The organism is Bradyrhizobium sp. BR 10289 (assembly GCF_019455385.1).
Classification (GTDB): domain Bacteria; phylum Pseudomonadota; class Alphaproteobacteria; order Rhizobiales; family Xanthobacteraceae; genus Bradyrhizobium.
This window is the reverse complement of sequence record NZ_JACOFR010000002.1, coordinates 570,942-596,290: the sequence shown is the minus strand read 5'-3', so window position 1 is coordinate 596,290 and position 25,349 is coordinate 570,942. Positions and strand designations below refer to the sequence as shown.

Here is a 25,349-nt window from a genome sequence, read left to right as displayed (position 1 = left end):
CGCGTAGGCGGGGAATCCAGTACGCCGCGGCTTTTCGATTCAATCACAACTGCCTCTGGAATACTGGATCACCCGCTTTCGCGGGTGACGACACCGAGGAATATGGCGACAGCGATTATTGTGGCGCGCGCTTGCCCTTCACAGGTGCCGGCTTCGCATCACTGCCCACATCGACCCCCGCATTGCGCAACAGCACCTTGGCCGCTTCCTTCGCCGCGCGGGCCATCGCGGGATCGTCACGCACGAGGTCCTGCGCGATGGAGCCGTCGACCAGCAGCACCAGCTGCGTCGCCAGCGCATCCGCACTCGCAACACCCAGCTCGTTCAGCCGGTCGCGAAACCAGACGCGGCGGCTTTCCTTGAAGGCGATCGCGATCTTCTTCACCGCGCGATCGGCGGGGCCGAGCTCGGCGACCGCATTGACGAACGGGCAGCCGCGAAAATCTTTCGCCGCAAAACGCCGCTCCAGCGAATCGAACGTCGCCAGGATCTGCTCGGCCGGCGGCTTGTCGGAGGGGCGGGTGTGGACGAAGCGGCGCTCGAGATAAGCCGCGATCAGCGCGTCCTTGGACGGGAAGTGGTTGTAGAGCGTGCGCTTGGAGATCCGGACCTCGGCCGCAATGGTGTCGACGCCGATGGCGCGAATGCCTTGCAGATAGAACAGCTTGTCGGCGGTCTCGAGAATCCGCTCTTTCATCGTCTGTGGGGTCGTCGGGGGAGCCATGCGATTGTGCGCATCCTGTTCGCTTGACAGCTTGGACCTTTCATAGCCTAAGTACACAGGTCTGTGTAACTAAAATCATCGAGAATCGCAGACGGCGGCACGCGTGCCGCGCGCCCGAGGGAGAACAAAAATGCCCCTGTTGCAGGTCCTGCGTCCGACATTGCCCATCCTGATCGGCGCCTCGATCATGCTGACGCTGAGCATGGGGCTGCGGCAGTCGCTCGGCATCTTCATGCAGCCGCTGACGCGTGACATCCACATCTCGATCTCGGATTTCACGCTGGCGCTGGCCGTGCAAAACCTCGCCTGGGGCTTCTTGCAGCCGCTCGCAGGCGCGATAACGGTGCGCTACGGCTTCCGTCCGATCATGATTGTGGGCGCGCTGATGTACATTGTCGGCCTCATTTTGATGGCGACCGCGGGCGGTCTCGTCAGCATCATGATCGGCGCCGGTGTGCTGATCGGGACGTCGCTCGCCTGCACCGCGGCCGCGATCGCGATGTCGGTGGCTGCGCGAGCGGTGCCCGCAACGGTGCGCTCGACCGTGCTCGGCATCGTCTCTGGCGCCGGCTCGCTCGGTGCGCTCTTGTCGGCGCCGATCGGGCAGATGCTCAACGAAGGTTTTGGCTGGCGCATCGGGCTTGCCGGCTTCGTCATCATGTCGGTGCTGATGATTCCCGCCGCGTGGTATGCCGGCCGCGTCGACGCCATTCCGCTACCCAAGCCCGCCGCCGATGATATCGGCGATGCCACGGCTGCATCGGTGGCGAAGGCGGCGTTCGGCAACGTCCCCTTCGTGGTGATGACCTGCGCCTATCTCGTCTGCGGCATGCAGCTGGTGTTTCTCACCACGCATCTGCCGTCCTATCTCGCCATCTGCGGCCTCGATCCGATGCTGAGCGCGCAGACGCTCGGCATGATCGGCGGCTTCAACGTGCTGGGCTCGCTGTTCTTCGGCTGGGCCGGCCAGCGCTGGAACAAGCTGGCGCTGTTAGGAGGCATCTACATCCTGCGCTCGCTGGCGCTCGCCTGGTACTTCATGCTGCCGGCGACGCCGTTCTCGACGCTGCTGTTCGGCGCCATCATGGGCTTCCTCTGGATGGGCGTCGGCCCTCTGGTCGCAGGCGCCGTCGCCGAGATGTTCGGTCTGCGCTGGCAGGCGATGATCCAGGGCCTCGCCTTCATGAGCCACCAGATCGGCAGCTTCCTCGGCGCGTATGGGGGAGGGCTGCTCTACGACGCGCTCGGCTCCTACACCATGGCATGGCGCATCGGCGTGGCGTTAGGCCTCGCCGGCGGCATCGTCCAGGTGGCGTTCGCGCTTGTCAGGCCGTCGCAGCCGCCAGCGCCGGTGTTGAAGGCGGCGTAGGCGGGAGGATGGCTCGCGAGCGTCCGCTCAGGGGCGGGCGCGGCGCACGTCGCGCCGCTCGGTTGTGATCGGCCGCTCCTGGCCTGAATCGAAACGAGCGAATTTCGCCTGAACGGGCAGGGCGCGAAAAGTGCGCTTCAGCGAGTTCTCACTCCCAAGTCTTGCGCAAAACGGAGGAGATAGCCGTCTGGATCCTGCACCAGGAATTGCCTGTTGCCGCGCTCCTCGCCTGCGATCCGGTACCATGCGTCGTGACACTCTCTGAAGAGAGCCCAGTTGTGCTGTTTCAATGCGTTGAGAAGAGGAGCAACAGAGTCGACAAAGATTTGGAAATTGATCCCGCGCCCTAACGGCCGTTCCAGAGGCCCCGTTTCCCAGTTGCCATTTGTTTGATTCAGCATGACCTGCGCTCCCTGTAGCTCGATGTACATGAAGAGATTCTCAGGCCTTTGATAGGCAATCTGGAAGCCAAGTATATCGCACCAAAAAGACTTGCTGCGTTCCAGGTCAAACACGTCGAACTCGGGTACAAGCCGAGCGAAGCCGCCAGCAGGTAATCTATCTACCGTTATTCCCATGGCTCGGCAGTCCTCCACGCTCGTGGGTCAGCGAATTGCGGCAGAGCGCGATGTCGCTCCCGCAAGGGGCTATTTATCACGGATCCTTGCGACCGTTTCTGTGAAGGGTTTCGGATGCCGACCTTCTGGCTGGCCTGCGACGATGCGGACAAGCTCCGCGAGCTCGCGCAGGAGTAAGTCGAACGCGGCAAGATCTCTTGCCGCGTTCGACGTCATCGCTTGCGGCCGCCAGGGATTACTGGGTCGGCGGCAGCACGACCTGCGAGGTCTGCTGCGGCAGGTTGCTGTAGGTCGCGCTCTCCTTGGTGCAGATATCCCTGAACACCACGACGCCGGCCTGGGGATATTCCTTCACGAGGCAGTTGCAATTGTTGTTGACGACCGGCGCCGGGGCTGCCGCCACGACGGGCGCCGGCGTGCTCGCAACCACGGTCGCGGGCCGCTGGACGACGACCGTCTCCTTCACCACCGGCGCGGTCGGGACATACACCGGCTTGTTGACGACGACCGGCACGGGCACCGGCCTGACGACCACCTGCGGCGGCACATAGACCGGGGGCGGCGCGGGGCGCGGATAGACAGCGACTTGCGGCGGCATCGGCCGCGGACTCGGGACGAGGATGGCAGGGCGCTGGCCGCCATTGCCGCCATAACCGCCGAAGTGGGGGCCCATCTGAGGCCTGCCCTGGGGCGCATTGCCGTACTGTCCCTCCGAACCCCAGCCGGCCTGCGCGGAATTGCTCGTGATACCTGCCGCCACGCTCGCCAACACCATCGCGGCCGCCATCTTCGTGATCATCGCTGTCTTCGTCATGGTCCACCCGTTTGTTTGTTTTGCAGCAGATTGTCGTCGTGGGATGAGTGATAGCCGTGCCTGACGCGGACATCCGTGACGCAGCGCACACGTCGTCCTCCGATGGAATGAGCGATGGAAAGAGAGGCACGCCGGCGCCATCGACGTGCGAGAGGTGGAGCGATCCTCGGTCCAAAGGATCGGCCCTCGCTCGCTTTGTCGCCGCCGCCGATCCCCGCCTGATCCTTTGCTGGTTCCAGCGGAACCAAACTTAATCTGCATCAAACAAGTCGGCCCGCCATTGGCAGTGTTGCGGCCTCGCTACAGCAACGGTGAGTGGAGCCACCTAGGTTTCACGCGGCAGGGGGCCAACAAGCCGTGCTTTCAACTTTCCTTCGAGGAGACACTGATATGAATAAACGTCTGGTTTTTGCCGCCGGCGCACTGGCCTTCGGCCTGTCAGCGCCCGCCGGCGCCGCTGATATGGCGGCCCGTCCTTACACCAAGGCGCCTCCAGCGGCGGTCGCTACTGTGTACGACTGGAGCGGCTTCTACATTGGCGCCAACGGTGGTTGGGGCTCGAGCCGCAACAGCTGGGATTCGGTGGCGCCGTTCGCGGTCGGCCCCGAAGGTTCGCACGATGCCACCGGCGCCGTTGCTGGCGGTCAGGTCGGATATCGTTGGCAGACCGGCACTTGGGTGTTCGGCCTCGAAGCACAGGGCGATTGGGCCGACCTGCGCGGCAGCAATTTGAGCACGCTGTTCGGACCCGGTTTCAGAAATGATTCCCGCATCAATGCGTTCGGTCTCTTCACCGGTCAGGTCGGCTGGGCCACGAACAACGTTCTGTTCTACGTCAAGGGCGGTGCAGCCGTGACCGACAATCGGAACCGGATCTACTCGACCGCAACCGGCGCTCAGCTGGCCAGCACCGGTGACGACACCCGATGGGGTGGCACGGTCGGCGTGGGACTGGAATACGGATTTGCACCCGGCTGGTCGGCCGGCGTCGAATACGATCATCTGTTCATGCAGGACCGTACGCTCAACTTCACCACGCCTGCGGGCGTGGCCTTCGGGGCGGATCGCATCCGTCAGGACGTCGACCTGGTCACGGTTCGTCTGAACTACAAATTCGGCGGTGCTTTCGGCGGACGCTACTAGGCCTTTCGGCATCCCGTTCCAGCGAACTTGCCCGGTCGCATTGCGGCCGGGCATTTCTTTGAAGGCTACGACGCGACGACATTCGCCTGACAGGCAGCGGAAGGCGCAGCCCGCGGGCGCCGCGCGGCCTGGTTGTGATCGGCGGCCTTTGATCCGAGGCATGCTCGTCGGCCTCGAAACAGATTGTTCTTTAACGGCTCGCGTTATTTCGCCGTCGCTGATCAAAAAGTAAGCGCTTAGTCGTCGAGCTTGCAGGTGGTCCGCCCGATGGTATGCTCCGGTGGGCTGAGGGAATTTCCGCTCTCGCTTTTTGGTTCTTTGCATTTTCATTGAACGCGCGAGTGCGCGACCTCTCGGCCTTTCTGTCAATTCCGCCAACTCGCCCGGCAGAGGAAAGGAATTTCATCGTGCGTGTTTCATTCATTGCAATCGTATTCGCTTTGCTGGCGGTATCATGGCCGTTTACGCCGGCTGTTGCCGTTCCCACTAACGGCTCTCGCTCAACTTGGGTTTCGGGAACCGGTAACGACGCCAACACCGCCACCTTTTGCCAGCGTACTGCGCCATGCGCGTCGTTTGCATCCGCACTCTCCGTAACGCTGGACGGGGGCGTTATTTCTTGCGCAGATCCCGTGTCCTCCAATCCGTTCGTGATTTCGACCTCGGTGACCATTGACTGCACCGGAACCGGCGCAATAGTTCGTGCGTTTGCTCCAGATAACGGCATTAGCATCAACACAGCCGGCATCTTCGTCGCTCTGCGCGGACTGACCATCAACTCCTCGGACATAGTGCTCGGCGTAGCTGGCATCAGCGTGAGCGCTGGCGCGATCGTGCAAATCGAGCAATGCAAGTTTGCTGATTTCAACTTCAATTCGGCGATTGCCGTCAATTTCATTCCATCGAGTGGAAGCGGCCATCTCATCATCAATGACAGCACGATCTTCCACAGCGGCAGCAATTCGGTTGGCGGCGGCATCGTCATCAAGCCGCAAGGAACGGCGAATTCGAGAGTCACTATCAACAGGGTCGTGGTTGCAGGCGGCCTCTTCGGCATCGCTGTCGATGGCAGCAACAGCACGGGCGGCGTGAACATGACGATCGCCGACAGCGTTCTCGCGTCAAACGTCAATGACGGTGTGGTGGCGACGACTTCGGTCGGCGGGGCGCCCATCGGGGTTACAGTTATCAACACCAAGACCGTGAACAACGGATTCGGCGTCCGCTCGATCGGCAACAACGTGACTGTGCGGCTGGAGCGCTCAACCGTCGTTGGCAACGTCACCGGCCTGGCTGCTCTGTCGGGCGGCGCTCTAACGACGGCCGGCAACAACATTGTCGAGGCCAATGCGTCGAACGGCTCGTTCTCCGGAACGATATCGTTCAAGTAGGAGGCGGTAGCCGCACCATCTCGGTGGAGGACGTCGGAAAGCTCGATACCAGTCCTGTTGAGCCACAATCTCGATATTTGGGTCGGGCTTTGTTACCGAAGGTCGGCGTGGTCCAAATAAAAACGGGGCCAAAGGGCCCCGCAAAAGTCGTTCAGCGTTCCGCGACTTGATCTTCTTACTTGATCTTGGCTTCGCGGAATTCGACGTGCTTGCGCGCCACGGGATCGTACTTCTTCTTGACCAGCTTGTCGGTCATGGTGCGCGAATTCTTCTTGGCGACGTAGTAGAAGCCGGTGTCAGCCGAGGACACGAGCTTGACCTTGATGGTGACCGCTTTGGCCATGTTCTGAACCTCAGAAAATTGGGGAATCTGGAGCCGGCCAAACGGCCCGCGTTGGCCGGCAACCTAGCCAGAAACCGCCTGATGTCAAGGTTTTACACCCCGAAAACCACTCAAATCGGGCCTTTCATCCCTCGAAGAACCGGTTTTTCGGCCGCGGCAGGCCCAGATTCTCTCTCAAAGTGGCCCCTTCATACTCTTTCCTGAAAATCCCGCGCTTTTGCAGTTCCGGGACGACCTTGTCGACGAAATCGTCGAGACCGGCGGGCAGGAACGGGAACATGATGTTGAAGCCGTCGGAGCCGCGCCCGACCAGCCATTCCTCCATCTGGTCGGCGATGGTTTTGGCCGTGCCGACGAAGGCGAGCCCGCCATAGCCGCCGACGCGCTGGGCGAGCTGGCGCACGGTGAGTTTTTCGCGCTTGGCGAGATCGACCATGCGCTGGCGGCCGCTCTTGCTGGCGTTGGTTTCGGGGATCTCCGGCAGCTGTCCATCCGGATCGAAGCCGGAGGCGTCGGTGCCGAGGATGACCGAGAGCGAGGCGATGGCGCTGTCGTAATGCACGCGGCTGTCGAGCAGCGCGCGCTTTTCCTTGGCCTCGTCGACGCTGTCGCCGACCACGACGAAGGCGCCGGGCAGGATCTTCAGGTGTTCGGGATCGCGGCCGATCTTTTCCATGCGGCCCTTGATGTCGGCATAGAGCTTCTGCCCGTCGGCGAGGCTGCCGCCGCCGGTGAACACGGCTTCCGCCGTCTCGGCCGCGAGCTGCTTGCCGTCTTCGGAGGCGCCAGCCTGCACGATGACAGGCCAGCCCTGCACCGGGCGGGCGATGTTGAGGGGGCCGCGCACCTTCAGATATTTGCCGTTGTGGTCGAGCGTGTGCATCTTCGCGGGATCGAAGAACAGCCCGCTTTCGACATCGCGCACGAAGGCGTCGTCGGCGAAGGAATCCCACAAGCCCGTGACGACGTCGTAGAACTCTCTCGCGCGCTTGTAGCGCTCGGCATGCTCCATGTGGTCGTCGAGGCCGAAATTTAGTGCGGCATCCGGGTTCGAGGTGGTGACGATGTTCCAGCCGGCACGGCCGCCGCTGAGATGGTCGAGCGAAGCGAAGCGGCGGGCGACGTGATAGGGCTCGTCGAACGTGGTCGATCCCGTCGCGATCAGGCCTATGCGTTCGGTCACCGCCGACAGCGCCGAGAGCAGCGTGAACGGCTCGAACGAGGTCACGGTGTGACTGCGCTTGAGTGCGTTGATCGGCATGTTCAACACGGCGAGGTGATCGGCCATGAAGAAGGCGTCGAACTTGCCGGCCTCGAGCTTTTTGATCAGAGTCTTGATGTGCGAGAAGTTGAAATTGGCGTCGGGCCAGGCCCCGGGATAGCGCCAGGCGCCGGTGTGGATGCTGATCGGGCGCATGAATGCGCCAAGCTTGAGTTGCCGTTGTGCCATCGCCGCGCCCCGTGTCTGTTGTGGGTGTCGTTGGGGAAAGACATAGGGACGCTGGGGAACTCTGCCATTGGGGGAGGCGGGAAGATTCTTTTGTTTTTCGATCAACTCTCAGCACGTCATTCCGGGGCGCGCCTAGCGCGAGCCCGGAATCCATTCCTCGGCAGTCTCTGCGGCCCGATGGATTCCGGGCTCGCCGCTGCGGCGCCCCGGAACGACCGCGGAGGGGCCATCGAACCAATCCGGCACTCGCGCCGACCAAGCCAAGACCCCGTGAGGAGAGTTTTGATGGCAAGCGTGACAGTGGATGGCGGCATGGTTCGCATCAACAGGCCCATGCCCTGGGTCGGTCGGCTGCTGTCGCTGCCGCTGCTGGCGGCGAGCGGATATCTCTTGTGGAATGTCGGGCTCGGCCTGCGCCAGGATTTTTCCGGTTTTGGGCGGCTCGCCGATGATCTCGTGCCGGTCCTGGTGTTCACCGCGCTCGGGCTGCTGGTCGGCATCCCCGGCCTGATCCTGCTGACGTTCCGCACCTTCGTCGTGCTCAACGAAACGCTGCGCCAGATCGTCATCACCAGGCAGTTCGGCCCGCTGAACTTTCGCAGGCATCGCAATCTCGGCGACTACCACTTCATCAGCATCACCGAGGATTATGATCCGGAGCTGACGGCCTACGACGTCAATCTTTGCGGCAGCAAGGGCACCGAGCCGATCACGCTGATGAGCTTTACGAAGCGCGAGGAGGCGGACAAGCTCGCGAGCGAGATCGGACGTGTCTTGAAACTGCCAGCGCGCGACTATGTCGGCACCGAGCCGGACGCGGATTGAGATTCTTGTTTTGACGCGTTTTCTTACGCGAACCGGTCCCCACTTCGCTTGAAAACGCTACGTCAAAATATCCTTCTGCATCTTGCCACCGTAGAAATGGAAGAACGGCACCGGCGCGTCGTGACGCAGCGGGCCGCTGGCAAGGCGGGTGTCGAGCTCGTTGAGCACGTTGCGCGTCATCGGATGCAGATCGGCGAGCGGCTTCGAGCCGAGCTCGACCCAGACCAGTTCGACCAGCTCGGCATCGGCATGGATCACGCCCTCGACGCGGTGGGTGATCGCGGAAGCGTCCGCCGTGAAGAAGCGCGTGTCGAAGCGCTTGACGCGGCCGGGCGGGGTGATCGCGCGCGCGATCAGGAACAGGCTGGACGGATCGGGCAAGAGGCCCGCATCCGCGAACGGTTTCCAGGGGCCCTCGAGCTTTGCCTTGCCATCACTCTTGCGGCCGAGGCAGAGGCCGGTCTCCTCGCAGGCCTCGCGGATCGCGGCGATCGCCAGTGATTTTGCGCGTGAGGCCGGCGTCTTCGGGCTGCCCTTGGCGAGGTTGGCTTCAAGCTCAGGGGTGATGGGTGCGGCACACGGCACGCGATAATCGTCCTTGTCGACGCGGCCGCCGGGGAAGACGAATTTTCCGGGCATGAACACCACCTTGTCGTGGCGCTTGCCGACCAGCACCTTTGGAATGCTGCCGCTGCGATCGACCAGGATCAGCGTCGCGGCGTCCTTGGGCCGAAAATAAGGATGGTGGTCGGCCTCCTTGCCCTCGTGGATTTTTGCCTTCTCTTCCGCCCGCGAAATGTCCGTCATGTCCTCACCCGAACCGCTTTTTGCTTATTTGCTTAGACCGGGGGAATACCATCCGGCGGGTTCTCGTCAAACCCGTGCATGCGCAGAGCCCATTGCAAGCCGACCACGGCGCCCTTGACCGGCTGCAGCAGCGCCAGCGACGCGACGAAGGTGAACGGCAGATAGGCCGCGAAGCTGATCCAGACCGGCGTGGTGTAATTGGTCTCGATCCAGAGAACCGCGGGCACCACGATGTGGCCGACGATGACGATCACGAGATAGGCGGGCAGATCGTCGGCGCGATGCGGCGTGAAGTCGAGGCCGCAGACGGAGCAATTGTCCGCAGTCTTGAGGAAGGCGCGGAACAGCTTTCCCTGGCCGCAGCGCGGGCAGCGGCCGCGAAAGCCGCGCCTCATCGCCGTCCAGACGTCGCGCTTCTCGACGAGGCCGGTCTCGCGCGTCCAGATTTTTGGTGCGGTGCCCATGGTCACCATGCCTTGCCCTTGTTCCCCTTGCCTTTGCCCTTGTTCTTGCCCTTGCCTTTCTTCTTGCTGGACTTTGGCTTGTCCGGCTTGCGTTTTCTATCCGGGCTGCGGCCGGGATGCGCCTTGATCGAGGGACGGCGTTGCGGGCCGGGGCGCCTGCGATCGCGCGGCGCCGTCTCGCTGGAGGATGACAGCAACTCGAAGCGCAGCGCGCCTGCGATGGGAGCAGCCTCGATCAGGCGGACGTCGACGACGTCGCCGAGCTGGTACATAGTGCCGCTGCGCGTGCCGATCAGGGCGTGGCGACCCTCGTCATAGTTGAAATATTCCGTGCCGAGGGATCGGATCGGAATCAGGCCGTCGGCGCCGGTGTCAGTGAGCTTGACGAACAGCCCGGCGCGAGTGACGCCGGAGACGCGGCCCTGAAAACTCGCGCCGATGCGATCAGCGAGGTGATGTGCGATCAGGCGGTCGACGGTCTCGCGCTCCGCCTTCATCGCGCGCCGTTCGGTCACCGAGATGTGGGCCGCGACCTCGCCGAGTGTTTCAGGTGTTTCGCTGTCGGGCAGGGCACCTTCGCCAAGCCCGAGTGCGCGGACCAGCGCGCGGTGCACGACGAGGTCGGCATAGCGGCGGATCGGCGAGGTGAAATGCGCGTAGCGGCGCAGATTCAGGCCGAAATGTCCGTAATTCTCGGAAGAGTATTCGGCCTGCGCCTGAGCCCGCAGCACGACCTCGCTCACCAGCGGGTAATAGTCGTGGCCTTCGAGCTGGGCCAGCACGCGGTTGAAGGTGGTCGGGCGCAGCGCGCCTGACTTGGCGAAGGGGACGTCGAGCGTCTCGAGGAATTCGGCGAGCGCGTGGACTTTCTCCAGCGTCGGCTCGTCATGCACGCGGTAGATCAGCGGGAGCGATTTCTTCTCCAGCATCTCGGCGGCGGCCACGTTGGCGAGGATCATGAACTCCTCGATCAGCTTGTGTGCGTCGAGACGCTCAGGGACGACGACGCGGTCGACCGTGCCGTCGCTCTTCAGGAGGATTTTCCGCTCGGGCAGGTCGAGATTGAGCGGATCGCGCTCGTCGCGTGCGCGCTTGGCGCAGGCGTAAGCCGCATAAAGCGGCCTCAATATCGGATCGAGCAGGGGACCGGTCGTGTCATCGGGCCGGCCGTCGATCGCGGCCTGCGCCTGCGCGTAGCTGAGCTTGGCCGCCGAGCGCATCAGGATGCGATGGAAACTATGCGAGCGCTTGCGGCCGTCGGGGCCGAGCACCATGCGCACCGCGAGCGCACCGCGCGGCTCGCCCGGCACCAGCGAGCAGAGATTGTTGGAGATGCGCTCCGGCAGCATCGGCACGACGCGGTCGGGGAAGTAGACCGAGTTGCCGCGGTCGAGCGCGTCGCGGTCGAGCGCCGAGCCCGGCCGGACGTAGAAGCTGACATCGGCAATCGCGACGTTGACGATGAAGCCGCCCTTGTTGTTGGGATCATCATCAGGCTGCGCATGCACCGCGTCGTCGTGATCCTTGGCGTCCGGCGGATCGATGGTGACGAGCGGAACGTCGCGCCAGTCCTCGCGGCCCTTCAAATTGGCGGGCTCTGCAGCTTCCGCCTCGCGCTCGGCGGCGGAGGAGAATTGCAGCGGGATGTCGTGGGCGTAGATCGCGATCAGGCTGATCGCCTTCTCCGACTTCACCGAGCCGAGCTTCTCTTTCACGCGGCCGGAGGCGAGGCCATAGCTGCGCGTGCGGACGATGTCGACGCTGACGAGGTCGCCGTCCTTCGCGCCGTGCGTGTCGGCCGCGGCGATGTTCAGCTCGCGGTCGGCGGCCTTCTTGTCGACCGGGACGAGCCGTCCGCCGCCTTCGGGCAGCGCGCGGAACACGCCGAGGATGCGGCTCTTGGTCTTGTCGAAGACCTTGATGACGTGGCCGCGATAGGCAGGTCCCTCGGCCTCGTTGCTCGGCTCGACGCGCAGCAGCACGCGGTCGCGCACGCCGGCGACGGTGCCGGGCTTCGGCCGGCGCGGCATCAGGATGCGGATCTTCGGCGGCTCGCCGCTCTCGACCTCGTCCCATTCGGTGGGAGAGGCGATCAATTCGCCGTCGGAATCGCGCCCGGTGATGTCGGCGACCAGCGTCGGCGGCAGCGCGTCCGGTTCGGAGACCTTGTGGCGTTTCTTCTTGATGGTGCCGTCGTCGGCAAGCTCGCGCAACATGCGCTTCAGCTCGATGCGATCGGCGTTCTTCAGGCCGAACTCGCGCGCAATTTCGCGGGTGCCGACGTTGCCTTGATTTGCCTTGATGAAGGCGACGATGGCTTGCCGGTCGGGAAAGCCACGGTCTTTCTTTGGTTTCACTTAACCTCTAATTCTTGATCTCAAGTTTTTCCGGCACTTTTCTTGGCCGGAGCCTTGCTGGCGGCGGCCTTGGTCGGCGACGTCTTTGCGGTTGACGACACTGCGGCGCGCGCCTTGCTGGTGGATTCAGTTTTCGGTTTGGCCGCTTTCTTCGCGGCCGGCTTCTTCTTCGGCGCGGCATCGTCGCCGTCGGCCGCGGCCTTTTTGCCCTTGGCCGGCTTTGCCGCCTTCGTGGCCTTCGCCTTGCCGCCGCCCTTGGCGGCGCGCTCGTCGATCAGCGCGATCGCCTGCGGCAGCGTGATGGCGTCCTTCTCGATGTCGCTCGGGATCGTTGCGTTGACGCCGCCCGCCGTGACGTAAGCGCCGTAACGGCCGCTCTTCACGGCGATGGTGCCGAGCGTCGGATGGTCGCCGATCGCCTTGCCGGGGTCGGCGCCGAAGCGGCGGCTCGGGCCCTTGGCGACCTTCTCGGCGATCAGCGTGACCGCGCGGTTGAGACCGATGTCGAAGACCTCGTCGCCGGCTTCCAGGCTGGCATAGGTCTTCTCATGCTTCACGAACGGTCCGAAGCGGCCGAGGCCCGCCGTGATCGGCTGGCCGGTCTCCGGATGTTTGCCGATCTCGCGCGGCAGCGACAGCAGCTTCAGCGCCAGCTCTAAATCGACATCGGCGGGCGAGGTGCCCTTCGGAATGCCCGCGCGCTTCGGCTTCTCGCCTTCCTCGTAATCCTTCTGCTCGCCGAGCTGGATGTAGGGGCCGAAGCGGCCGGCCTTGACCCAGACATCGCGGCCCGTCTCGGGATCCTGTCCGAGCGAACGATCGGCGGTCTGCTCGCTGTCGGCGGCGAGCTGACGGGTATAGCGGCACTCCGGATAGTTCGAGCAGCCGACGAAGGCGCCGAACTTGCCGGCTTTCAGATTGAGCCGGCCGGTGCCGCAGCTCGGGCACTGCCTGATGTCGCCGCCATCGGCGCGCGGCGGATAGATGTGCTGACCGAGCATGTCGTCGAGCACGTCGAGCACCTGGGCGACGCGCAGCTCCTTGATGTCGTCCACGGCACCGATGAAGCCGGTCCAAAAGTCCTTCAGGACCTGTTGCCAGGAGATCTCGTTGTTGGAGATGCGGTCGAGCTGCTCCTCCAGATTGGCCGTGAAATCGTACTCGACGTAGCGGTTGAAGAAGCTCTCGAGGAAGGCGACCACGACGCGGCCCTTGTCCTCGCCGTGCAGGCGCTTCTTCTCCAGCTTGACGTAGCCGCGGTCCTTCAGCACCTGGAGGATCGAGGCATAGGTCGAGGGCCGGCCGATGCCGAGCTCTTCCATGCGCTTGACAAGCGAGGCCTCCGAGAAGCGCGGCGGCGGCTCGGTGAAATGCTGGGTGACGGAGAGCGACTGCCGCTTCAAGGCGTCGTTCGGGCTCATCGCCGGCAGGCGGCGGGAATCCTCGTCCTCCTCGTCGTCGCGGCCTTCCTGGTACAGCGCGAGGAAGCCGTCGAACTTGACGACCTGGCCGGTGGCGCGCAGCTCCAGCGTCCGGGCGCCGGCCTTCGCGGTGATATCGACCGTGGTGCGCTCCAGCTCGGCAGATTCCATCTGGCTCGCGATGGTGCGCTTCCAGATCAGCTCATAGAGCCGCGCCTGGTCGGAATCGAGCTTGCGGCTCATGGCGTCGGGGCGGCGGGACAGGTCGGTCGGGCGGATCGCTTCGTGCGCTTCCTGGGCGTTCTTGGCCTTGGCCTGGTACTGGCGCGGGGTATCAGGCACATAGGCGTTGCCGTAATCCTCGCCGATCACCTTGCGCGCCTGGGTGATCGCCTCGGGGGCGATCTGCACGCCGTCGGTCCGCATATAAGTAATGAGTCCGGTGGTCTCGCCGCCGATGTCGATGCCTTCGTACAGGCGCTGGGCGATGCGCATCGTGTGCGCCGGCGCGAAGCCGTATTTGCGGCTGGCTTCCTGCTGCAGCGTCGAGGTGGTGAAGGGCGCCTGCGGATTGCGCCGAGCCGGCTTGGCATCGACCGCGGTGACGGCGTAGGTCGCCATCTCCAGCGCCTTCTTGAAGTCTTCCGCTTCGGCGCCGCTGCCGACGTCGAGCCGCTGGATCTTCTTGCCGTCGGCGCCGACGAGACGGGCCTCGAAGGCATCGCCGCGCGGGGTCAGCAGGGTCGCGATCAGCGACCAATATTCGCGTGGCACGAACTTTTCGATCTCGAGCTCGCGGTCGCAGACGAGGCGCAGCGCCACCGACTGCACGCGGCCGGCCGAGCGGGCGCCCGGCAGCTTGCGCCACAGCACGGGGGAGAGGGTGAAGCCGACGAGATAATCGAGCGCACGGCGCGCCATATAGGCGTCGACCAGCGCACCGTCGATCTGGCGCGGGTTCTTCATCGCCTCCGAGACGGCCTGCTTGGTGATGGCGTTGAACACCACGCGCTCGATCTTCTGATCCTTCAGCGCGCGCTTCTCCTTCATCACCTCCAGCACATGCCAGGAGATGGCCTCGCCCTCGCGATCAGGGTCGGTCGCCAGAATCAGACGGTCGGCGCCCTTCAGCGACTTGGCGATATCGTTGAGCCTCGAGGCCGCCTTCGGGTCGACCTCCCAGATCATCTTGAAATTGGCGTCGGGATCGACGGAACCGTTCTTCGCCGGCAGGTCGCGGACATGGCCAAACGAGGCCAGAACCTCATAGGACGAGCCCAAATACTTGTTGATCGTCTTGGCTTTCGCCGGCGACTCCACAATGACGATATTCATGTAGTTCCAGTAACTTACGGGGAAATTTGGGGCCGAATTCGATGAGATTCGGGCCGGCCCTTTCGACCCGAACATGGGTGGTGAGGCGGTCCCTGTCAAATCGAAGGGTGTTGAAAGCCTCCCGAATGGGAAAAGTTTCATATCGAGAAAGTTGCGAAATACCACCTTGGAGTTGTGGCTGGTGTCAGCGTAGAGTTCCCCCGGGGCATGGATTCGGGTGGGGTCTGGTGACTAAGCCAGGAAAGAAACGAGCGCGCGCCGCGTCAGGCGCGCGGGGAGGCTCGCGCAACGAAGAACCGGGGGAGGGCGGCGCCGATGAGGCGGTCGCCTTCATCGCCGAGCAGGTCGGCGCCTTGCGCAAGCTCGCCGAGCGCCACAAGCTCGATGTGCTGCATTATTTATTGGGCATGACCAAGCTGGAAGCCGACGAGCATCTGCGCCTGCGGAGCAAGCGCAAGCTGTCGTGAGGGTGTTGCCGCTACGCGCACTGCCGTCCAATCTTTCATTTTGAGGCGTGAGGCTTGAGATGCAAACGCATCGCAAGCCGAGTCTCGAAGGATGAACGGCCGAGATGCAGCTGGGCCGTCGCCCTTCGAGGCTCGCCGAAGAGGCGAGCACCTCAGGATGACGGTGTAAGATTGGAGCGCGCTGCCAATCCGGCCAGTCGCCCGCCGAGATATTCGGCCGTGCTGACGTCGCTTTGCGGCAACGCGCCGCCGACCGGATGTGTCGCCAGGCCAAGCTGGCTGCCCAATCGATTGCGGCCGGCTGGATCCTCGCCACCTGGAATATCCAACCCGCACCAGAGCATGCCGTGCTGAGCGGCCAGAATGGAAAAGTAGGTCAACGTGTGCAGTTGATCGCCGGCTGCGCACGCGCCCGTGGTGAAGCCGCCTGCGATCTTGTTGGCCCATCGTTGCTCGCTCCATCGCTCACTTGAAGCATCCGCAAAGGCTTTGAATTGCGCGGCCGGTCCGCCCATGTAGGTCGGGCTGCCGAATGCGACCGCGCTGGCGCGGTCGATCGTTTCCAATAGTCCGTCATTCCGGAAGCGGCCCGACACGATGTCGTCGCCGGTGATCCGACAAAGTGCGATCTCCGCCATTCCAGCCGCTCCGCGCGCCACTGCATGCGCCAGCGTCTCGGTGGTGCCGGAGATCGAGAAATAGATGATGGCGAGCAGGGGCATGGTGATGCCGCGTTAATGGACTTCGCCATTCTCGACGGCGTCGATGTATTGCACAAGTCTCTCCACGCGTCATTGCGAGCACGGCGCAGCAATCCAGTTCTTTTCGCGGAAGCAGTCTGGATTGCTTCCGCCTTCGCCAGAGGCTTCGGCGGACAAGTCGTCGCAAGGGCTCCTCGCAATGACGCTGTGGCGGCGGTGGCGGGCGATCAGGCTGAGCGCCGTCTTGGCGCTGGCCTCGGCTTCAGCGTGGTGTCGGCCGGAGTCAGCAGGCGTCCGTCCTCGGCGTGCATTTCGAGCTTCTTGATCGGGCGGCCTTTCTCGCGATCGACCAGGATCGTTGCGATCTCCTCAGGATGGTCGTCGAACTCCTCGCTCCATTGGCGCAGCGCCACGAGGATCGGGAAGGTGCCGCGGCCTTTCGGCGTCAGCACGTATTCCTGATAGGCGCTGCCATCGGAGGCGGGGGCGGTTGCCAGGATGCCGTGATCCACGAGCGAGCGCAGCCGCGCCGCCAAAATGTTCTTGGCCATGCCGAGCTTGCTCTGAAACTCGCCGAAGCGGCGCCGCCCAAACAGCGCCTCGCGGATGATTAGCAGCGACCACCAGTCGCCGAGCGCATCCAGCGAGCGCGCGATCGGACAGGCATCGCCCTCGAAGCTGGTTCGTTTCACCATCGTCTTCGTCCTTGCGCTTTCGCCCGATCGCGGTGGCGATCACACGCTTGTGTGGTTGCATTATAAAACCATATGCCCTAGATCGCAACTCAGTTTCATCATGAAACCAGTGGAGGCGAGCATGAGACTTCAAGGCAAGACGGCACTCATTACGGGCGGTAACAGCGGCATCGGGTTTGCGACGGCAAAGCTGTTCGTGGCCGAGGGCGCGAAGGTGGTGATCACCGGGCGCAACAAGGAAACGCTGGCAACCGCCGCCAGGGAACTCGGCCCGAACGCGCTGGCGCTCGTCGCCGACGTGACCGACATCGCAGCGACGGAAGCCGCGATCAGGCAGGGCGCCGAAAAATTCGGCAAGTACGACATCGTGTTCGCCAATGCCGGTATTGCCGGCGCCGGCGGCACGCCGCTCGGAGCTGCGAAGCTGGAGGTGTTCGAGAAGGTCATCAGCATCAACCTCACCGGCGTGTTCTTCACGGTGCAGTCGGCGCTGCCTTATCTCAACGACAATGCCTCGATCATCCTCAACGGTTCGGTGATCTCGGTGCTCGGCATTCCCGGCTACTCCGCCTACGGCGCGGCGAAGGCCGGCGTGCGCGCGATGGCGCGGATCATGGCCTCGGAGCTGTCGCCGCGCGGCATCCGCGTCAACGTCGTCGCGCCCGGCGCGATCCGTACGCCGATCTGGGGCGCGGCGATCGCAACACCGGAAGCGGAGAAGGCGTTCGAGAAGCGCATCGGGCTGATGACGCCGCTCGGCCGCCTTGGTGAACCCGATCACATTTCGAAGACGGTGCTGTTCCTCGCCTCCGACGATGCCGCGCATATCCAGGGACAGGAGATCTTCGTCGACGGCGGGGCAGTGGCCTCGCCGAGCGGCGCGCCGATCTATCGCGGTTGATCGGATGAAGTGAAAGTTGAGTCGGTCGGCGCAGCGAAAGCGGTTGCGCCGGCCGGTTCCCTCGTCCTTCGGGACGTATTTTCGCAAGCTTGCGCGATGCGTTGAACCTTCGCGCGCGCTGCCAAGACCTTTCTACGGGCAGAGGGTCACAAGACTCATTTCAAGGGAGCCCGTGATGCCAAAGGCAGCTCGCATTTTTTCCCCGATTTCAGCACCGCGTATTTACACTGAAAAATCCGCTGTCCCGGCCAAGCGCTCCGACATCTCGGAGTTTGTCGGGGTCGCCATTTTCTCCGGCATCGGCCTGTTCGTCGCGCTTATCGCCGTGATCCTGGGAATCCAAGGCGCCTGGTTCTAGCTCGCGTGAACTGTCAGCCGCCGCCGGGGTCCGGCAGCGGCTGCTGTCGAGGTGAGCCTTACGCCGCCTGCAGGCTGGTCGCGGCCTGGAGCGCGCCCGCAATCGCCTTCTCGCGATGCTCGGGGCCGACCTGGATTCCGTCGGCCGGGATGAATTCGACGCTGGTGATCCCCATGAAGCCAAACACCCAGCGCAGATAGGTTTCGAGATGTTCGCCGGCCGCGTACGGCGTCTCCGCGCCGTAGAAGCCGCCGCGCGAGATCGCCACGATGACGCGCTTGCCGCCGGCAAGGCCTTGCGGGCCGTTCTCGCCATATTGGAACGTCTTCCCCGGCACCAGGATGCGATCGATCCAGGCCTTGAGCTGGCTCGGAATGGTGAAATTGTACATGGGCGCGCCGATCACGACGATGTCGGCATCGAGGAACTCGTTCAGTGCGGAGGCGCTGGCGGCAAGGTCCGGTCCGAGCTCCGCCGGTGCGGGCGCGCCTTGGGCTGCCGCCAGATGGGAGCCGGAGAGGTGGGCGAGCGGGGTCTCGGTCAGATCGCGATAGACCACCTGAAGCGAGGGCGTCGCCTGCTTGAGGCGGTCGACGATGGCGGCGGAAACCTGCCGGGACACCGAGTGGGGCCCGAGCACGCTGGAGTCGATATGGAGGAGTTTCATTTGGGGTCACCCTGGTATAAGTTTGTAACCAGCGCTACATGAGTGACTGTTGAAATCTCCGCAAGAACGCACTTTTTTGATCCGAGGGCACATTCTTGGAACCTGCACACACCGATTTGCCTGCCTCGCCGGGGCTGGCTCAAGGGCCCGGCTCAGGACCTGCTCAGAGGCCCGATCCCAACCACGCGGACTGCCGCGGGGTCGCCTCGATACTTGCCCGCGTCGGCGACAAATGGAGCGTGTTCGTCATCATGATGCTGAGCGACGGACCAAAACGCTTCAACGAGCTGAAGCGGATGATCAACGGCATCTCGCAGCGGATGCTGACCCTGACGTTGCGCGGTCTGGAACGCGACGGCCTCGTCACGCGCACGATCTTCCCGACCATTCCGCCACGCGTGGACTATGAGCTGACCGATCTTGGCCGCGGCCTGCAGCAGCCGGTCAAGGCGCTCGGCGAGTGGGCGATCGCGCACCAGGAGCAGATCGCCGCGGCGCGCACGCGCTTCGACGCGCGGAACACGAGCTAAGGGGGTATTGGGTTTAGCCCGCGGTCGGTGTGAGTCACCTCTCCCCAGCGGGGAGAGGTCGGATTGCGGAGCAATCCGGGTGAGGGGCCGCAGCATCCGGTGGGACCGTAAGCCCTCACCCGGATCGCATCTTTCGAATGCGATCCGACCTCTCCCTACGGGAGAGGTGATCTTGCCCAGCCGAACCAACTTGGATTCATCATTTACAGCAGCGACACCAGTCCGCCGCCATGGCGTTCGAGCTTGCCGGCGAGCTCCAGCTCCAGCAGCACGGTGCGCACGATCGCGGGCGAGGCGCCGGACATCCGCACGAGATCGTCGATCGAGATGGGAGTGGGGCCGAGCAGGCCGGTGATCTGGTCGCGGTCGTGGCCTTGCGGATCGTGCTCGAACGGCTCGCTGTCCGGCTCGCCTGCGGGATGCATCAGTGGCCGCTCCATGATCGGCTGAACCGCGTTGATGATGTCGGCAGCTTCCGTGACCAGCGTTGCGCCCTGCTTGATCAGATCGTTGGTACCGGCGGCGCGCGGATCGAGCGGCGAGCCCGGCACGGCGAACACCTCGCGGCCCTGTTCGGCCGCCGTGCGCGCGGTGATGAGCGAGCCCGAACGGTGTGCGGCTTCCACCACGACGACGCCGAGCGATGCCCCGGAGATGAGCCGGTTGCGGCGAGGGAAGTCGCGGGCGCGCGGCTCATGGCCGAGCGGCATCTCGGAGATCGCAGCGCCCTTGTGGTCGAGGATCGCGGCGAGCAGATCGCCATGCTCCGGCGGATAGATGCAATCATGTCCGCCGGCGAGCACCGCGATCGTGCCGGTCGCGACACTGGTGCGATGCGCGGCCTGGTCGACGCCGCGGGCGAGCCCTGAGATGACGATGAAGCCGGCCTCGCCCAGCTCGCGCGCGAGCTGGCCTGCGAATTTCAGGCCCGCACCGGACGCATTCCGCGAGCCAACGATCGCAATCATCGGCCGCATCAGGGTTTTGGCGTCGCCGCGCACAGCGAGCAGGGGCGGCGCATCGTCGATCATCGCCAGCCGTGCCGGATAACCGTCCTCGCCGGGCGCCAGCCAGGTGATGCCGAGTTTGCGGCTGGCGGCAAGCTCGGCCTTCGCCTCGTCCACGCTGCAGATGCGTCCCGATCGCTGCGCTCCACCGCGACGTGCCAGATCCGGCAGGCGCTCCAGCGCCGCGCGCGCCGTGCCAAAATGATCGACCAGCGAGCGGAAGGTGCGCGGCCCGACATTGTCGGAGCGGATCAGCCGCAGCCGGTCGATCCGCTCGGTCTCGGTCAGCTCCACGCCTCTGTTGATCGCGTCCACGGCGTCTCCTTGCAGGGACAGCATGGAACAACCTGAGGGCGTTGCGCAACAGGGACGTGCGCTTGCGCACTCTCGTCCCGATGCTAAAAGCGATGGCAATAAGAAGGGTATTGCCATGATCTCACTTGCCGACCTCCAGCGCCGCATCGCCAGCGGCGAACTTTCGCCTGAGGACGCCATCGCCCAGTCGCATGCGGCGATCGAGGCCAAGGACAAGGACGTTCGAGCCTTCGTCCGCCACGACAAGGCCGCAAGAGCGCAAGCCTCCGGGCCGCTGCGAGGCATCGCGGTCGGCGTCAAGGACATCATCGACACCGCCAACATGCCGACCGAGATGGGCTCGGAGATCTATCGCGGCTGGCAGCCGCGCGCCGATGCGCCTATCGTGATGATGCTGAAGCGGGCGGGCGCCACCATCATCGGCAAGACCACGACGACCGCATTCGCCTCGCGCGATCCGACGCAGACGCTCAATCCGCACAATCTCGGCCATACGCCGGGTGGTTCGTCCTCGGGCTCGGCGGCAGCCGTCGGTGCCGGCATGATCCCGCTGGCGCTGGGCACCCAGACCGGCGGCTCGGTGATCCGGCCCGCCGCCTATTGCGGCGCGGCTGCGATCAAACCGTCGTTCCGGATGCTGCCGACCATCGGCGTGAAGTGCTATTCGTGGGCGCTCGACACGGTCGGCCTGTTCGGCAGCCGCGCGGAAGATCTCGCGCGCGGACTTTTGGCGATCACCGGCCGCACTGAGTTCGACGGCATCGCGCCGGCCAAGGCGCCGCGTATCGGCGTGGTCAGGCAGGAGTTTGCGGAAGCGGTGGAGCCGGCGGCGGAGGAGGGCTTGCAGGCCGCGATCAAGGCGGCCGAGAAGGCGGGCGCCAGCGTGAAGGTGATCGATTTGCCCGGCTCGGTGCAGGAAGCCTGGCGCATCCACCCGATCATCCAGGATTTCGAGGCGCACCGCGCGCTCGCCTGGGAGTTTTCGGAGCATCACGACGAGATCGCGCCAATGCTGCGCGCCAGCCTCGATGAGACGGTCGGACTGACGCCTCGGGAATACGACGATGCACGCCGGATCGCCCGTCGTGGCCGCCGCGAGCTCAGTGAGCTGTTCGAAGGTTTTGACGTGCTCCTGACCTATTCGGCGCCCGGCACCGCGCCGGCCAAGGAGCTCGCCTCGACCGGTTCGCCCCGCTACAACCGACTGTGGACGCTGATGGGCAACCCTTGCGTCGCCGTGCCGGTGATGAAGGTCGGCGGCCTGCCGATCGGCGTGCAGGTGATCGCGCGCTTCGGGAACGATCCCGTCGCGCTTGCGGCGGCATGGTTCCTGGAGAACGCGCTGGCGAAATCAGGCTAGCACGGGCTCGTCAGCGCGCAGTGTGCGGCGGGCTTCGGGGCCGACCGCGCCTTGCCCCAGCCAGCGCTCGGCGGCTTCGCGGCCGCTCCGGTGCAGCAGGCGGATGAAGCCGCGGCCGAGATCGGTCGACGAGCGCTGCGCCAGCCCGTCGACGGAGTCCTCCGCTGCGATCCTGGAGAGCCGCAGCGACGGTGCTGCGTGCGAGCGCGCCCATTCGATCGCCGCGATTTCGGCATTGAGCGCGGCGTTGGCGGCGATCTGGTCGAGCCTTCGGTCGATCGCGGCGAGCGTGATCGGGACGTAGCTGTCGCGCGCGGGCGTCACCTGGACCAGCAGCACATCGGCGGCCGTGGATTCCTGCGCCAGCTTCACCAGCGGCGGATTGCCGCCAAAGCCGCCGTCCCAATAGGCCTCGCCCTCGATTTCGACGGCGCAGTGAACCAGTGGCGGACAGGTCGAGGCCAGCGCGACATCGGCCGTGATGGCGTCGTTGCGGAAGATCTGCTGCTGGCCGTCGCGAATGCGCGTCGCCGCGATCAGCAGCTTTGGCGCTCGTGCATCGCGCAAGGTCGCAAAATTGATGTCGCGCGACAGCGCCTGCCGCAGCGGATCGAGATCGAACGGATCGAACTGGCCGGAGCGCAGCGTCGGGCCGAACGCGACCGAGCTTCCCGCCGGCGAGAAGCCGCCGACCAGCATCAGCGAGCGGAACGAGGCTTCGTGCATCAGCCGGATCCAGAACCGGTTCAGCCGCGCGCGCGCCGCTTCCCGGCCGCCTTCGGCGAGGCCGCAAGCCAGCAACAGCGCGTTGATCGCGCCGGCGCTGGCGCCGCTGATGGTGTCGATCTCGATATCGGGCTGTTCCAGCAGCCGCTCCAGCACGCCCCAGGTGAAGGCTGCAAACGTGCCGCCGCCCTGAAGTGCCAGCGAAAGCTTTCGCGGTGGCCATTGTCTTGCGGGCGTCTGCGCCGGCGCGACGGGTGCAGCGGTAGTTAGAACCTCAACGCGGGGTGAAGGCGGGGCGACGACAACAGGGGGCGGTACGGGTGGTGAAACGGGAGCTGGCGTTGGTGTTGCAGAGTGTTGCTGCTGCGGCGCGGCTTGGTCCCCCGGGGGCGACGTCGGAGGCCCGGACCAGATGTCCGTTGCAAAGAGCAGGCGGCTTGCCGCGGTGCGTGCTGCACCTTGCGAACCGCCGTCAATATGCCCGCCGACAAACTTCTCGCTCATTCTGAGCAACCGCGTAGCGCCATTTCCGCCGTCAGGATGACAGGCGTGGAACCCGTTCGCTACATCCTGCCGTGAGTCGGAGGAAAGTTGCGAACAGGATTTGGCATATAATGCGGAGAGGGGGAGGCGGTATCCGTACTTTTTCCGGTTTTAGGAAACGCCTCAGGCCTTCTCGCCAATCCGGCTTTCTTTTCTCGCTTGCAATCGCTTGATGTTCTCGCGGTGCGCGTAGAACAGCAGCAGCGTCATCACCGCAAACAGCGCGGACAGCGCGAGGTGGCCGAACCACCACAGGAACAGCGGCGTGATGAAGGAGGCCACCAGCGCCGAGAGCGAGGAATAGCGGGTGGTGAAGGCGGTAGCTAACCAGAGCAGGCAGAACACCACCATGGCCGGCCAGAACAGGCCGAGCAGGACGCCGATATACACCGCGACGCCCTTGCCGCCCTTGAACTTGAGCCAGACCGGGAAGAGATGGCCGAGGAAGGCGCCGAGCCCTGCCACCATCGCGGCATTGGGACCTGCGATATAGCCCGATATCACCACCGCCGCGGTGCCCTTGAGCGCATCGAGCAGCAGCGTGCCGGCGGCAAGGCTCTTGCGGCCGGTGCGCAGCACGTTCGTGGCGCCGATGCTGCCGGAGCCGATCGAGCGGATATCCTGCGTGCCGGCGAGTTTTGTCAGGACCAGCCCGAATGGAATCGAGCCGAGCAGATAGCCAATGACGAACGCCACCGGCAGGAAGGCTTCAAGCCCCATGGCGGTGTCTCCATGGCTGACATAACCGGCGCCCATCAGACATGCTCGTAAACCGTCCGTCCGCCGACAATGGTGCGCACCACGCGGCCTGTAAAGCGGGCCTCGTCGAACGGGGTGTTCTTGCAGGGCGATTTGAGGTCGGCGGGATCGACCACCCAGGGCACATCGGGGTCGATCACGATCACGTCCGCCGGGCTGCCCGTGCGCAACGTTCCACCCGGCAGGCCCAGAAGTTCCGCGGGCCGGGTCGACATCGCCCGGATCAGCGTTTTCAACTCCAGTTCGCCATTGTGCACGAGCCTTAAGCCCGCGGGCAGCATGGTCTCGAGCCCGACGGCGCCGGGCGCGGCCTCCGCAAACGGCAGGCGCTTGACCTCGACGTCCTGCGGGTTGTGGTCGGACATGATGACGTCGAGAAGGCCGGAGGCGACGGCGGCGACCAGCGCGCGGCGGTCGTCCTCGGTGCGCAGCGGCGGCGACAGTTTCAGGAACGACCGGTAGGGGCCGATGTCGTTCTCGTTCAGCGCGAGATGGTTGATCGAGACCGAGGCGCTGACGGCAAGCCCGGCATCGCGGGCGCGCTTCAAGATGTCGAGCGAGTCGATGCAGGACAGCGATGCGGCGTGATAACGGCCGCCGGTCAGCGCGACGAGGCGCATGTCGCGCTCGAGCATGACAGCTTCGGCGGCGTTCGGGATGCCCATCAGGCCGAGGCGGGTGGCGAACTCGCCTTCGTTCATCACGCCTTCGCCGACCAGATCGGGATCCTCGGTGTAATGCACGATCAGCGCGTCGAAATCCCGCGCGTAGGTCAGCGCGCGGCGCATCACCTGGGCGTTGGTGACGCTTCTGTCGCTGTCGCCGAACGCGACGGCGCCGGCGGCCTTGAGCAGGCCGAACTCGGTCATCTCCTCGCCGCGCATGCCCTTGGTCAGCGCCGCCATCGGCTGGATGTTGACGATGGCGGTGTCGCGTGCCCTGCGCATCACGAAATCGACGGTCGCCGAATTGTCGACGACGGGCAGCGTGTCGGGCTGGCAGATGATGGTGGTGATGCCCCCGGTCGCGGCCGCCTGGCTCGCGCTCGCAAAGGTCTCGCGATGGCTGAAGCCGGGCTCGCCGACGAAGGCGCGCATGTCGACGAGGCCCGGGGCCACGATCTTGCCGGAGCAGTTGACGACGTCGGTGCCTTCGGGGACGCCGGCCGCGCCAATACCGCGGCGGGTCTCGCGGATGGCGCCGTCGGCAATCAGGACGTCGCCGACAGCGTCGAAATCCCTGGACGGATCGACGACACGGGCGTTGGCGAGCAGGATCGGGCGGCGGTCGGTCAGCATG

General features: G+C 64.6%; 25 protein-coding genes. 9 read left to right on the top strand and 16 right to left on the bottom strand.

The window, feature by feature from the left end:
- Positions 1-115 precede the first annotated feature (115 nt).
- The gene (locus tag HYH08_RS06380; protein ID WP_220008867.1) at positions 116-724 is read right to left on the bottom strand and encodes a TetR/AcrR family transcriptional regulator; all 609 of its coding nucleotides are present in this window, start codon (positions 722-724) and stop codon (positions 116-118) included.
- Between the two features lie 130 nt (positions 725-854).
- Here HYH08_RS06380 and HYH08_RS06375 point away from each other — a divergent pair, with 130 nt between their 5' ends.
- Entirely contained in the window at positions 855-2,093 is a 1,239-nt protein-coding gene (locus HYH08_RS06375; RefSeq protein WP_220008866.1) for an MFS transporter, read from the top strand.
- A 137-nt stretch (positions 2,094-2,230) separates the two neighbouring features.
- Here HYH08_RS06375 and HYH08_RS06370 read toward each other — a convergent pair whose 3' ends face one another.
- Both HYH08_RS06370 and HYH08_RS06365 read right to left on the bottom strand, forming a co-directional pair.
- A complete protein-coding gene (locus tag HYH08_RS06370) occupies positions 2,231-2,608 on the bottom strand; it encodes a bleomycin resistance protein (protein ID WP_349631402.1) in 378 nt (125 codons plus the stop codon).
- A gap of 298 nt (positions 2,609-2,906) precedes the next feature.
- Positions 2,907-3,485, bottom strand: a complete 579-nt coding sequence (locus HYH08_RS06365; protein WP_220008864.1) for a hypothetical protein — start codon at positions 3,483-3,485, stop codon at positions 2,907-2,909.
- A 390-nt stretch (positions 3,486-3,875) separates the two neighbouring features.
- On the opposite strand from HYH08_RS06365, the gene HYH08_RS06360 reads away from it, so the two are divergent.
- Both HYH08_RS06360 and HYH08_RS06355 read left to right on the top strand, forming a co-directional pair.
- Complete coding sequence (locus HYH08_RS06360; protein ID WP_220008863.1) at positions 3,876-4,628, top strand: outer membrane protein; 753 nt, start codon at positions 3,876-3,878, stop codon at positions 4,626-4,628.
- Positions 4,629-5,035: 407 nt separating this feature from the next.
- A complete protein-coding gene (locus HYH08_RS06355; protein ID WP_220008862.1) occupies positions 5,036-6,019 on the top strand; it encodes a hypothetical protein in 984 nt (327 codons plus the stop codon).
- A 175-nt stretch (positions 6,020-6,194) separates the two neighbouring features.
- Here the strand turns inward: HYH08_RS06355 and rpmG are convergent, their stop codons facing one another.
- Positions 6,195-6,362: a 50S ribosomal protein L33 gene (gene rpmG / locus HYH08_RS06350; RefSeq protein WP_007603295.1), complete on the bottom strand. Its 168-nt coding sequence runs from the start codon at positions 6,360-6,362 to the stop codon at positions 6,195-6,197.
- A gap of 124 nt (positions 6,363-6,486) precedes the next feature.
- Positions 6,487-7,812 (bottom strand): LLM class flavin-dependent oxidoreductase, encoded by a 1,326-nt coding sequence (locus HYH08_RS06345; protein ID WP_220008861.1) that lies wholly within the window; start codon positions 7,810-7,812, stop codon positions 6,487-6,489.
- 285 nt (positions 7,813-8,097) lie between these two features.
- Here HYH08_RS06345 and HYH08_RS06340 point away from each other — a divergent pair, with 285 nt between their 5' ends.
- Positions 8,098-8,637: a hypothetical protein gene (locus HYH08_RS06340; RefSeq protein ID WP_228747549.1), complete on the top strand. Its 540-nt coding sequence runs from the start codon at positions 8,098-8,100 to the stop codon at positions 8,635-8,637.
- A 57-nt stretch (positions 8,638-8,694) separates the two neighbouring features.
- On the opposite strand, the gene HYH08_RS06335 is transcribed toward HYH08_RS06340, so the two are convergent.
- From HYH08_RS06335 to topA, 4 genes are read right to left on the bottom strand one after another with little or no spacing between them, the layout of a single operon-like run.
- On the bottom strand, positions 8,695-9,444 hold the full coding sequence (locus HYH08_RS06335) for an NUDIX hydrolase (protein WP_220008859.1): 750 nt from the start codon (positions 9,442-9,444) through the stop codon (positions 8,695-8,697).
- Between the two features lie 32 nt (positions 9,445-9,476).
- Positions 9,477-9,917, bottom strand: a complete 441-nt coding sequence (locus tag HYH08_RS06330) for a DUF983 domain-containing protein (protein ID WP_220008858.1) — start codon at positions 9,915-9,917, stop codon at positions 9,477-9,479.
- On the bottom strand, positions 9,911-12,265 hold the full coding sequence (gene rnr, locus HYH08_RS06325) for a ribonuclease R (RefSeq protein ID WP_220008857.1): 2,355 nt from the start codon (positions 12,263-12,265) through the stop codon (positions 9,911-9,913). Before rnr ends, HYH08_RS06330 begins: the two co-directional genes overlap by 7 nt.
- A gap of 20 nt (positions 12,266-12,285) precedes the next feature.
- Positions 12,286-15,021 carry a type I DNA topoisomerase gene (gene topA, locus HYH08_RS06320; RefSeq protein ID WP_220008856.1) on the bottom strand — a complete coding sequence of 912 codons (2,736 nt, stop codon included), beginning with the start codon at positions 15,019-15,021 and terminating at the stop codon, positions 12,286-12,288.
- A gap of 227 nt (positions 15,022-15,248) precedes the next feature.
- On the opposite strand from topA, the gene HYH08_RS06315 reads away from it, so the two are divergent.
- The gene (locus HYH08_RS06315) at positions 15,249-15,488 is read left to right on the top strand and encodes a hypothetical protein (RefSeq protein ID WP_220008855.1); all 240 of its coding nucleotides are present in this window, start codon (positions 15,249-15,251) and stop codon (positions 15,486-15,488) included.
- 152 nt (positions 15,489-15,640) lie between these two features.
- On the opposite strand, the gene HYH08_RS06310 is transcribed toward HYH08_RS06315, so the two are convergent.
- A complete protein-coding gene (locus tag HYH08_RS06310) occupies positions 15,641-16,210 on the bottom strand; it encodes a flavodoxin family protein (RefSeq protein ID WP_220008854.1) in 570 nt (189 codons plus the stop codon).
- Between the two features lie 206 nt (positions 16,211-16,416).
- Positions 16,417-16,884, bottom strand: coding sequence for a winged helix-turn-helix transcriptional regulator (locus HYH08_RS06305; RefSeq protein ID WP_220008853.1), 468 nt, complete (start codon positions 16,882-16,884; stop codon positions 16,417-16,419).
- A gap of 121 nt (positions 16,885-17,005) precedes the next feature.
- Here HYH08_RS06305 and HYH08_RS06300 point away from each other — a divergent pair, with 121 nt between their 5' ends.
- Both HYH08_RS06300 and HYH08_RS06295 read left to right on the top strand, forming a co-directional pair.
- Entirely contained in the window at positions 17,006-17,785 is a 780-nt protein-coding gene (locus HYH08_RS06300) for an SDR family oxidoreductase (protein WP_220008852.1), read from the top strand.
- Between the two features lie 175 nt (positions 17,786-17,960).
- Positions 17,961-18,143 carry a hypothetical protein gene (locus HYH08_RS06295; RefSeq protein WP_220008851.1) on the top strand — a complete coding sequence of 61 codons (183 nt, stop codon included), beginning with the start codon at positions 17,961-17,963 and terminating at the stop codon, positions 18,141-18,143.
- A 58-nt stretch (positions 18,144-18,201) separates the two neighbouring features.
- Here HYH08_RS06295 and HYH08_RS06290 read toward each other — a convergent pair whose 3' ends face one another.
- Entirely contained in the window at positions 18,202-18,810 is a 609-nt protein-coding gene (locus tag HYH08_RS06290) for an FMN-dependent NADH-azoreductase (protein WP_220008850.1), read from the bottom strand.
- A gap of 95 nt (positions 18,811-18,905) precedes the next feature.
- Here HYH08_RS06290 and HYH08_RS06285 point away from each other — a divergent pair, with 95 nt between their 5' ends.
- Positions 18,906-19,340 carry a winged helix-turn-helix transcriptional regulator gene (locus HYH08_RS06285; RefSeq protein WP_502787392.1) on the top strand — a complete coding sequence of 145 codons (435 nt, stop codon included), beginning with the start codon at positions 18,906-18,908 and terminating at the stop codon, positions 19,338-19,340.
- 203 nt (positions 19,341-19,543) lie between these two features.
- On the opposite strand, the gene dprA is transcribed toward HYH08_RS06285, so the two are convergent.
- Entirely contained in the window at positions 19,544-20,686 is a 1,143-nt protein-coding gene (dprA, locus tag HYH08_RS06280) for a DNA-processing protein DprA (RefSeq protein ID WP_220008849.1), read from the bottom strand.
- Between the two features lie 91 nt (positions 20,687-20,777).
- Here dprA and HYH08_RS06275 point away from each other — a divergent pair, with 91 nt between their 5' ends.
- Entirely contained in the window at positions 20,778-22,022 is a 1,245-nt protein-coding gene (locus tag HYH08_RS06275) for an amidase (protein ID WP_220008848.1), read from the top strand.
- Here HYH08_RS06275 and HYH08_RS06270 read toward each other — a convergent pair.
- From HYH08_RS06270 to HYH08_RS06260, 3 genes are all read right to left on the bottom strand, one after another.
- Positions 22,014-23,252, bottom strand: a complete 1,239-nt coding sequence (locus tag HYH08_RS06270) for a patatin-like phospholipase family protein (protein ID WP_220008847.1) — start codon at positions 23,250-23,252, stop codon at positions 22,014-22,016. The genes HYH08_RS06275 and HYH08_RS06270 overlap by 9 nt on opposite strands.
- 162 nt (positions 23,253-23,414) lie before the next feature.
- A complete protein-coding gene (gene plsY / locus HYH08_RS06265) occupies positions 23,415-24,011 on the bottom strand; it encodes a glycerol-3-phosphate 1-O-acyltransferase PlsY (protein ID WP_220008952.1) in 597 nt (198 codons plus the stop codon).
- A gap of 35 nt (positions 24,012-24,046) precedes the next feature.
- The gene (locus HYH08_RS06260; RefSeq protein WP_220008951.1) at positions 24,047-25,348 is read right to left on the bottom strand and encodes a dihydroorotase; all 1,302 of its coding nucleotides are present in this window, start codon (positions 25,346-25,348) and stop codon (positions 24,047-24,049) included.
- Position 25,349: the final 1 nt, after the last annotated feature.

What these genes read in the sequence shown, in the direction of transcription:
- HYH08_RS06380 (WP_220008867.1), bottom strand. Translation starts at nt 724, where the DNA reads ATGGCTCCCCCGACGACCCCACAGACGATGAAAGAGCGGATTCTCGAG.
- HYH08_RS06375 (WP_220008866.1), top strand. Translation starts at nt 855, where the DNA reads ATGCCCCTGTTGCAGGTCCTGCGTCCGACATTGCCCATCCTGATCGGC.
- HYH08_RS06365 (WP_220008864.1), bottom strand. Translation starts at nt 3,485, where the DNA reads ATGACGAAGACAGCGATGATCACGAAGATGGCGGCCGCGATGGTGTTG.
- HYH08_RS06360 (WP_220008863.1), top strand. Translation starts at nt 3,876, where the DNA reads ATGAATAAACGTCTGGTTTTTGCCGCCGGCGCACTGGCCTTCGGCCTG.
- rpmG (WP_007603295.1), bottom strand. Translation starts at nt 6,362, where the DNA reads ATGGCCAAAGCGGTCACCATCAAGGTCAAGCTCGTGTCCTCGGCTGAC.
- HYH08_RS06345 (WP_220008861.1), bottom strand. Translation starts at nt 7,812, where the DNA reads ATGGCACAACGGCAACTCAAGCTTGGCGCATTCATGCGCCCGATCAGC.
- HYH08_RS06340 (WP_228747549.1), top strand. Translation starts at nt 8,098, where the DNA reads ATGGCAAGCGTGACAGTGGATGGCGGCATGGTTCGCATCAACAGGCCC.
- HYH08_RS06335 (WP_220008859.1), bottom strand. Translation starts at nt 9,444, where the DNA reads ATGACGGACATTTCGCGGGCGGAAGAGAAGGCAAAAATCCACGAGGGC.
- HYH08_RS06330 (WP_220008858.1), bottom strand. Translation starts at nt 9,917, where the DNA reads ATGGTGACCATGGGCACCGCACCAAAAATCTGGACGCGCGAGACCGGC.
- topA (WP_220008856.1), bottom strand. Translation starts at nt 15,021, where the DNA reads ATGAATATCGTCATTGTGGAGTCGCCGGCGAAAGCCAAGACGATCAAC.
- HYH08_RS06310 (WP_220008854.1), bottom strand. Translation starts at nt 16,210, where the DNA reads ATGCCCCTGCTCGCCATCATCTATTTCTCGATCTCCGGCACCACCGAG.
- HYH08_RS06305 (WP_220008853.1), bottom strand. Translation starts at nt 16,884, where the DNA reads ATGGTGAAACGAACCAGCTTCGAGGGCGATGCCTGTCCGATCGCGCGC.
- HYH08_RS06300 (WP_220008852.1), top strand. Translation starts at nt 17,006, where the DNA reads ATGAGACTTCAAGGCAAGACGGCACTCATTACGGGCGGTAACAGCGGC.
- HYH08_RS06295 (WP_220008851.1), top strand. Translation starts at nt 17,961, where the DNA reads ATGCCAAAGGCAGCTCGCATTTTTTCCCCGATTTCAGCACCGCGTATT.
- HYH08_RS06290 (WP_220008850.1), bottom strand. Translation starts at nt 18,810, where the DNA reads ATGAAACTCCTCCATATCGACTCCAGCGTGCTCGGGCCCCACTCGGTG.
- dprA (WP_220008849.1), bottom strand. Translation starts at nt 20,686, where the DNA reads ATGCTGTCCCTGCAAGGAGACGCCGTGGACGCGATCAACAGAGGCGTG.
- HYH08_RS06275 (WP_220008848.1), top strand. Translation starts at nt 20,778, where the DNA reads ATGATCTCACTTGCCGACCTCCAGCGCCGCATCGCCAGCGGCGAACTT.
- HYH08_RS06270 (WP_220008847.1), bottom strand. Translation starts at nt 23,252, where the DNA reads ATGAGCGAGAAGTTTGTCGGCGGGCATATTGACGGCGGTTCGCAAGGT.
- plsY (WP_220008952.1), bottom strand. Translation starts at nt 24,011, where the DNA reads ATGGGGCTTGAAGCCTTCCTGCCGGTGGCGTTCGTCATTGGCTATCTG.
- HYH08_RS06260 (WP_220008951.1), bottom strand. Translation starts at nt 25,348, where the DNA reads ATGCTGACCGACCGCCGCCCGATCCTGCTCGCCAACGCCCGTGTCGTC.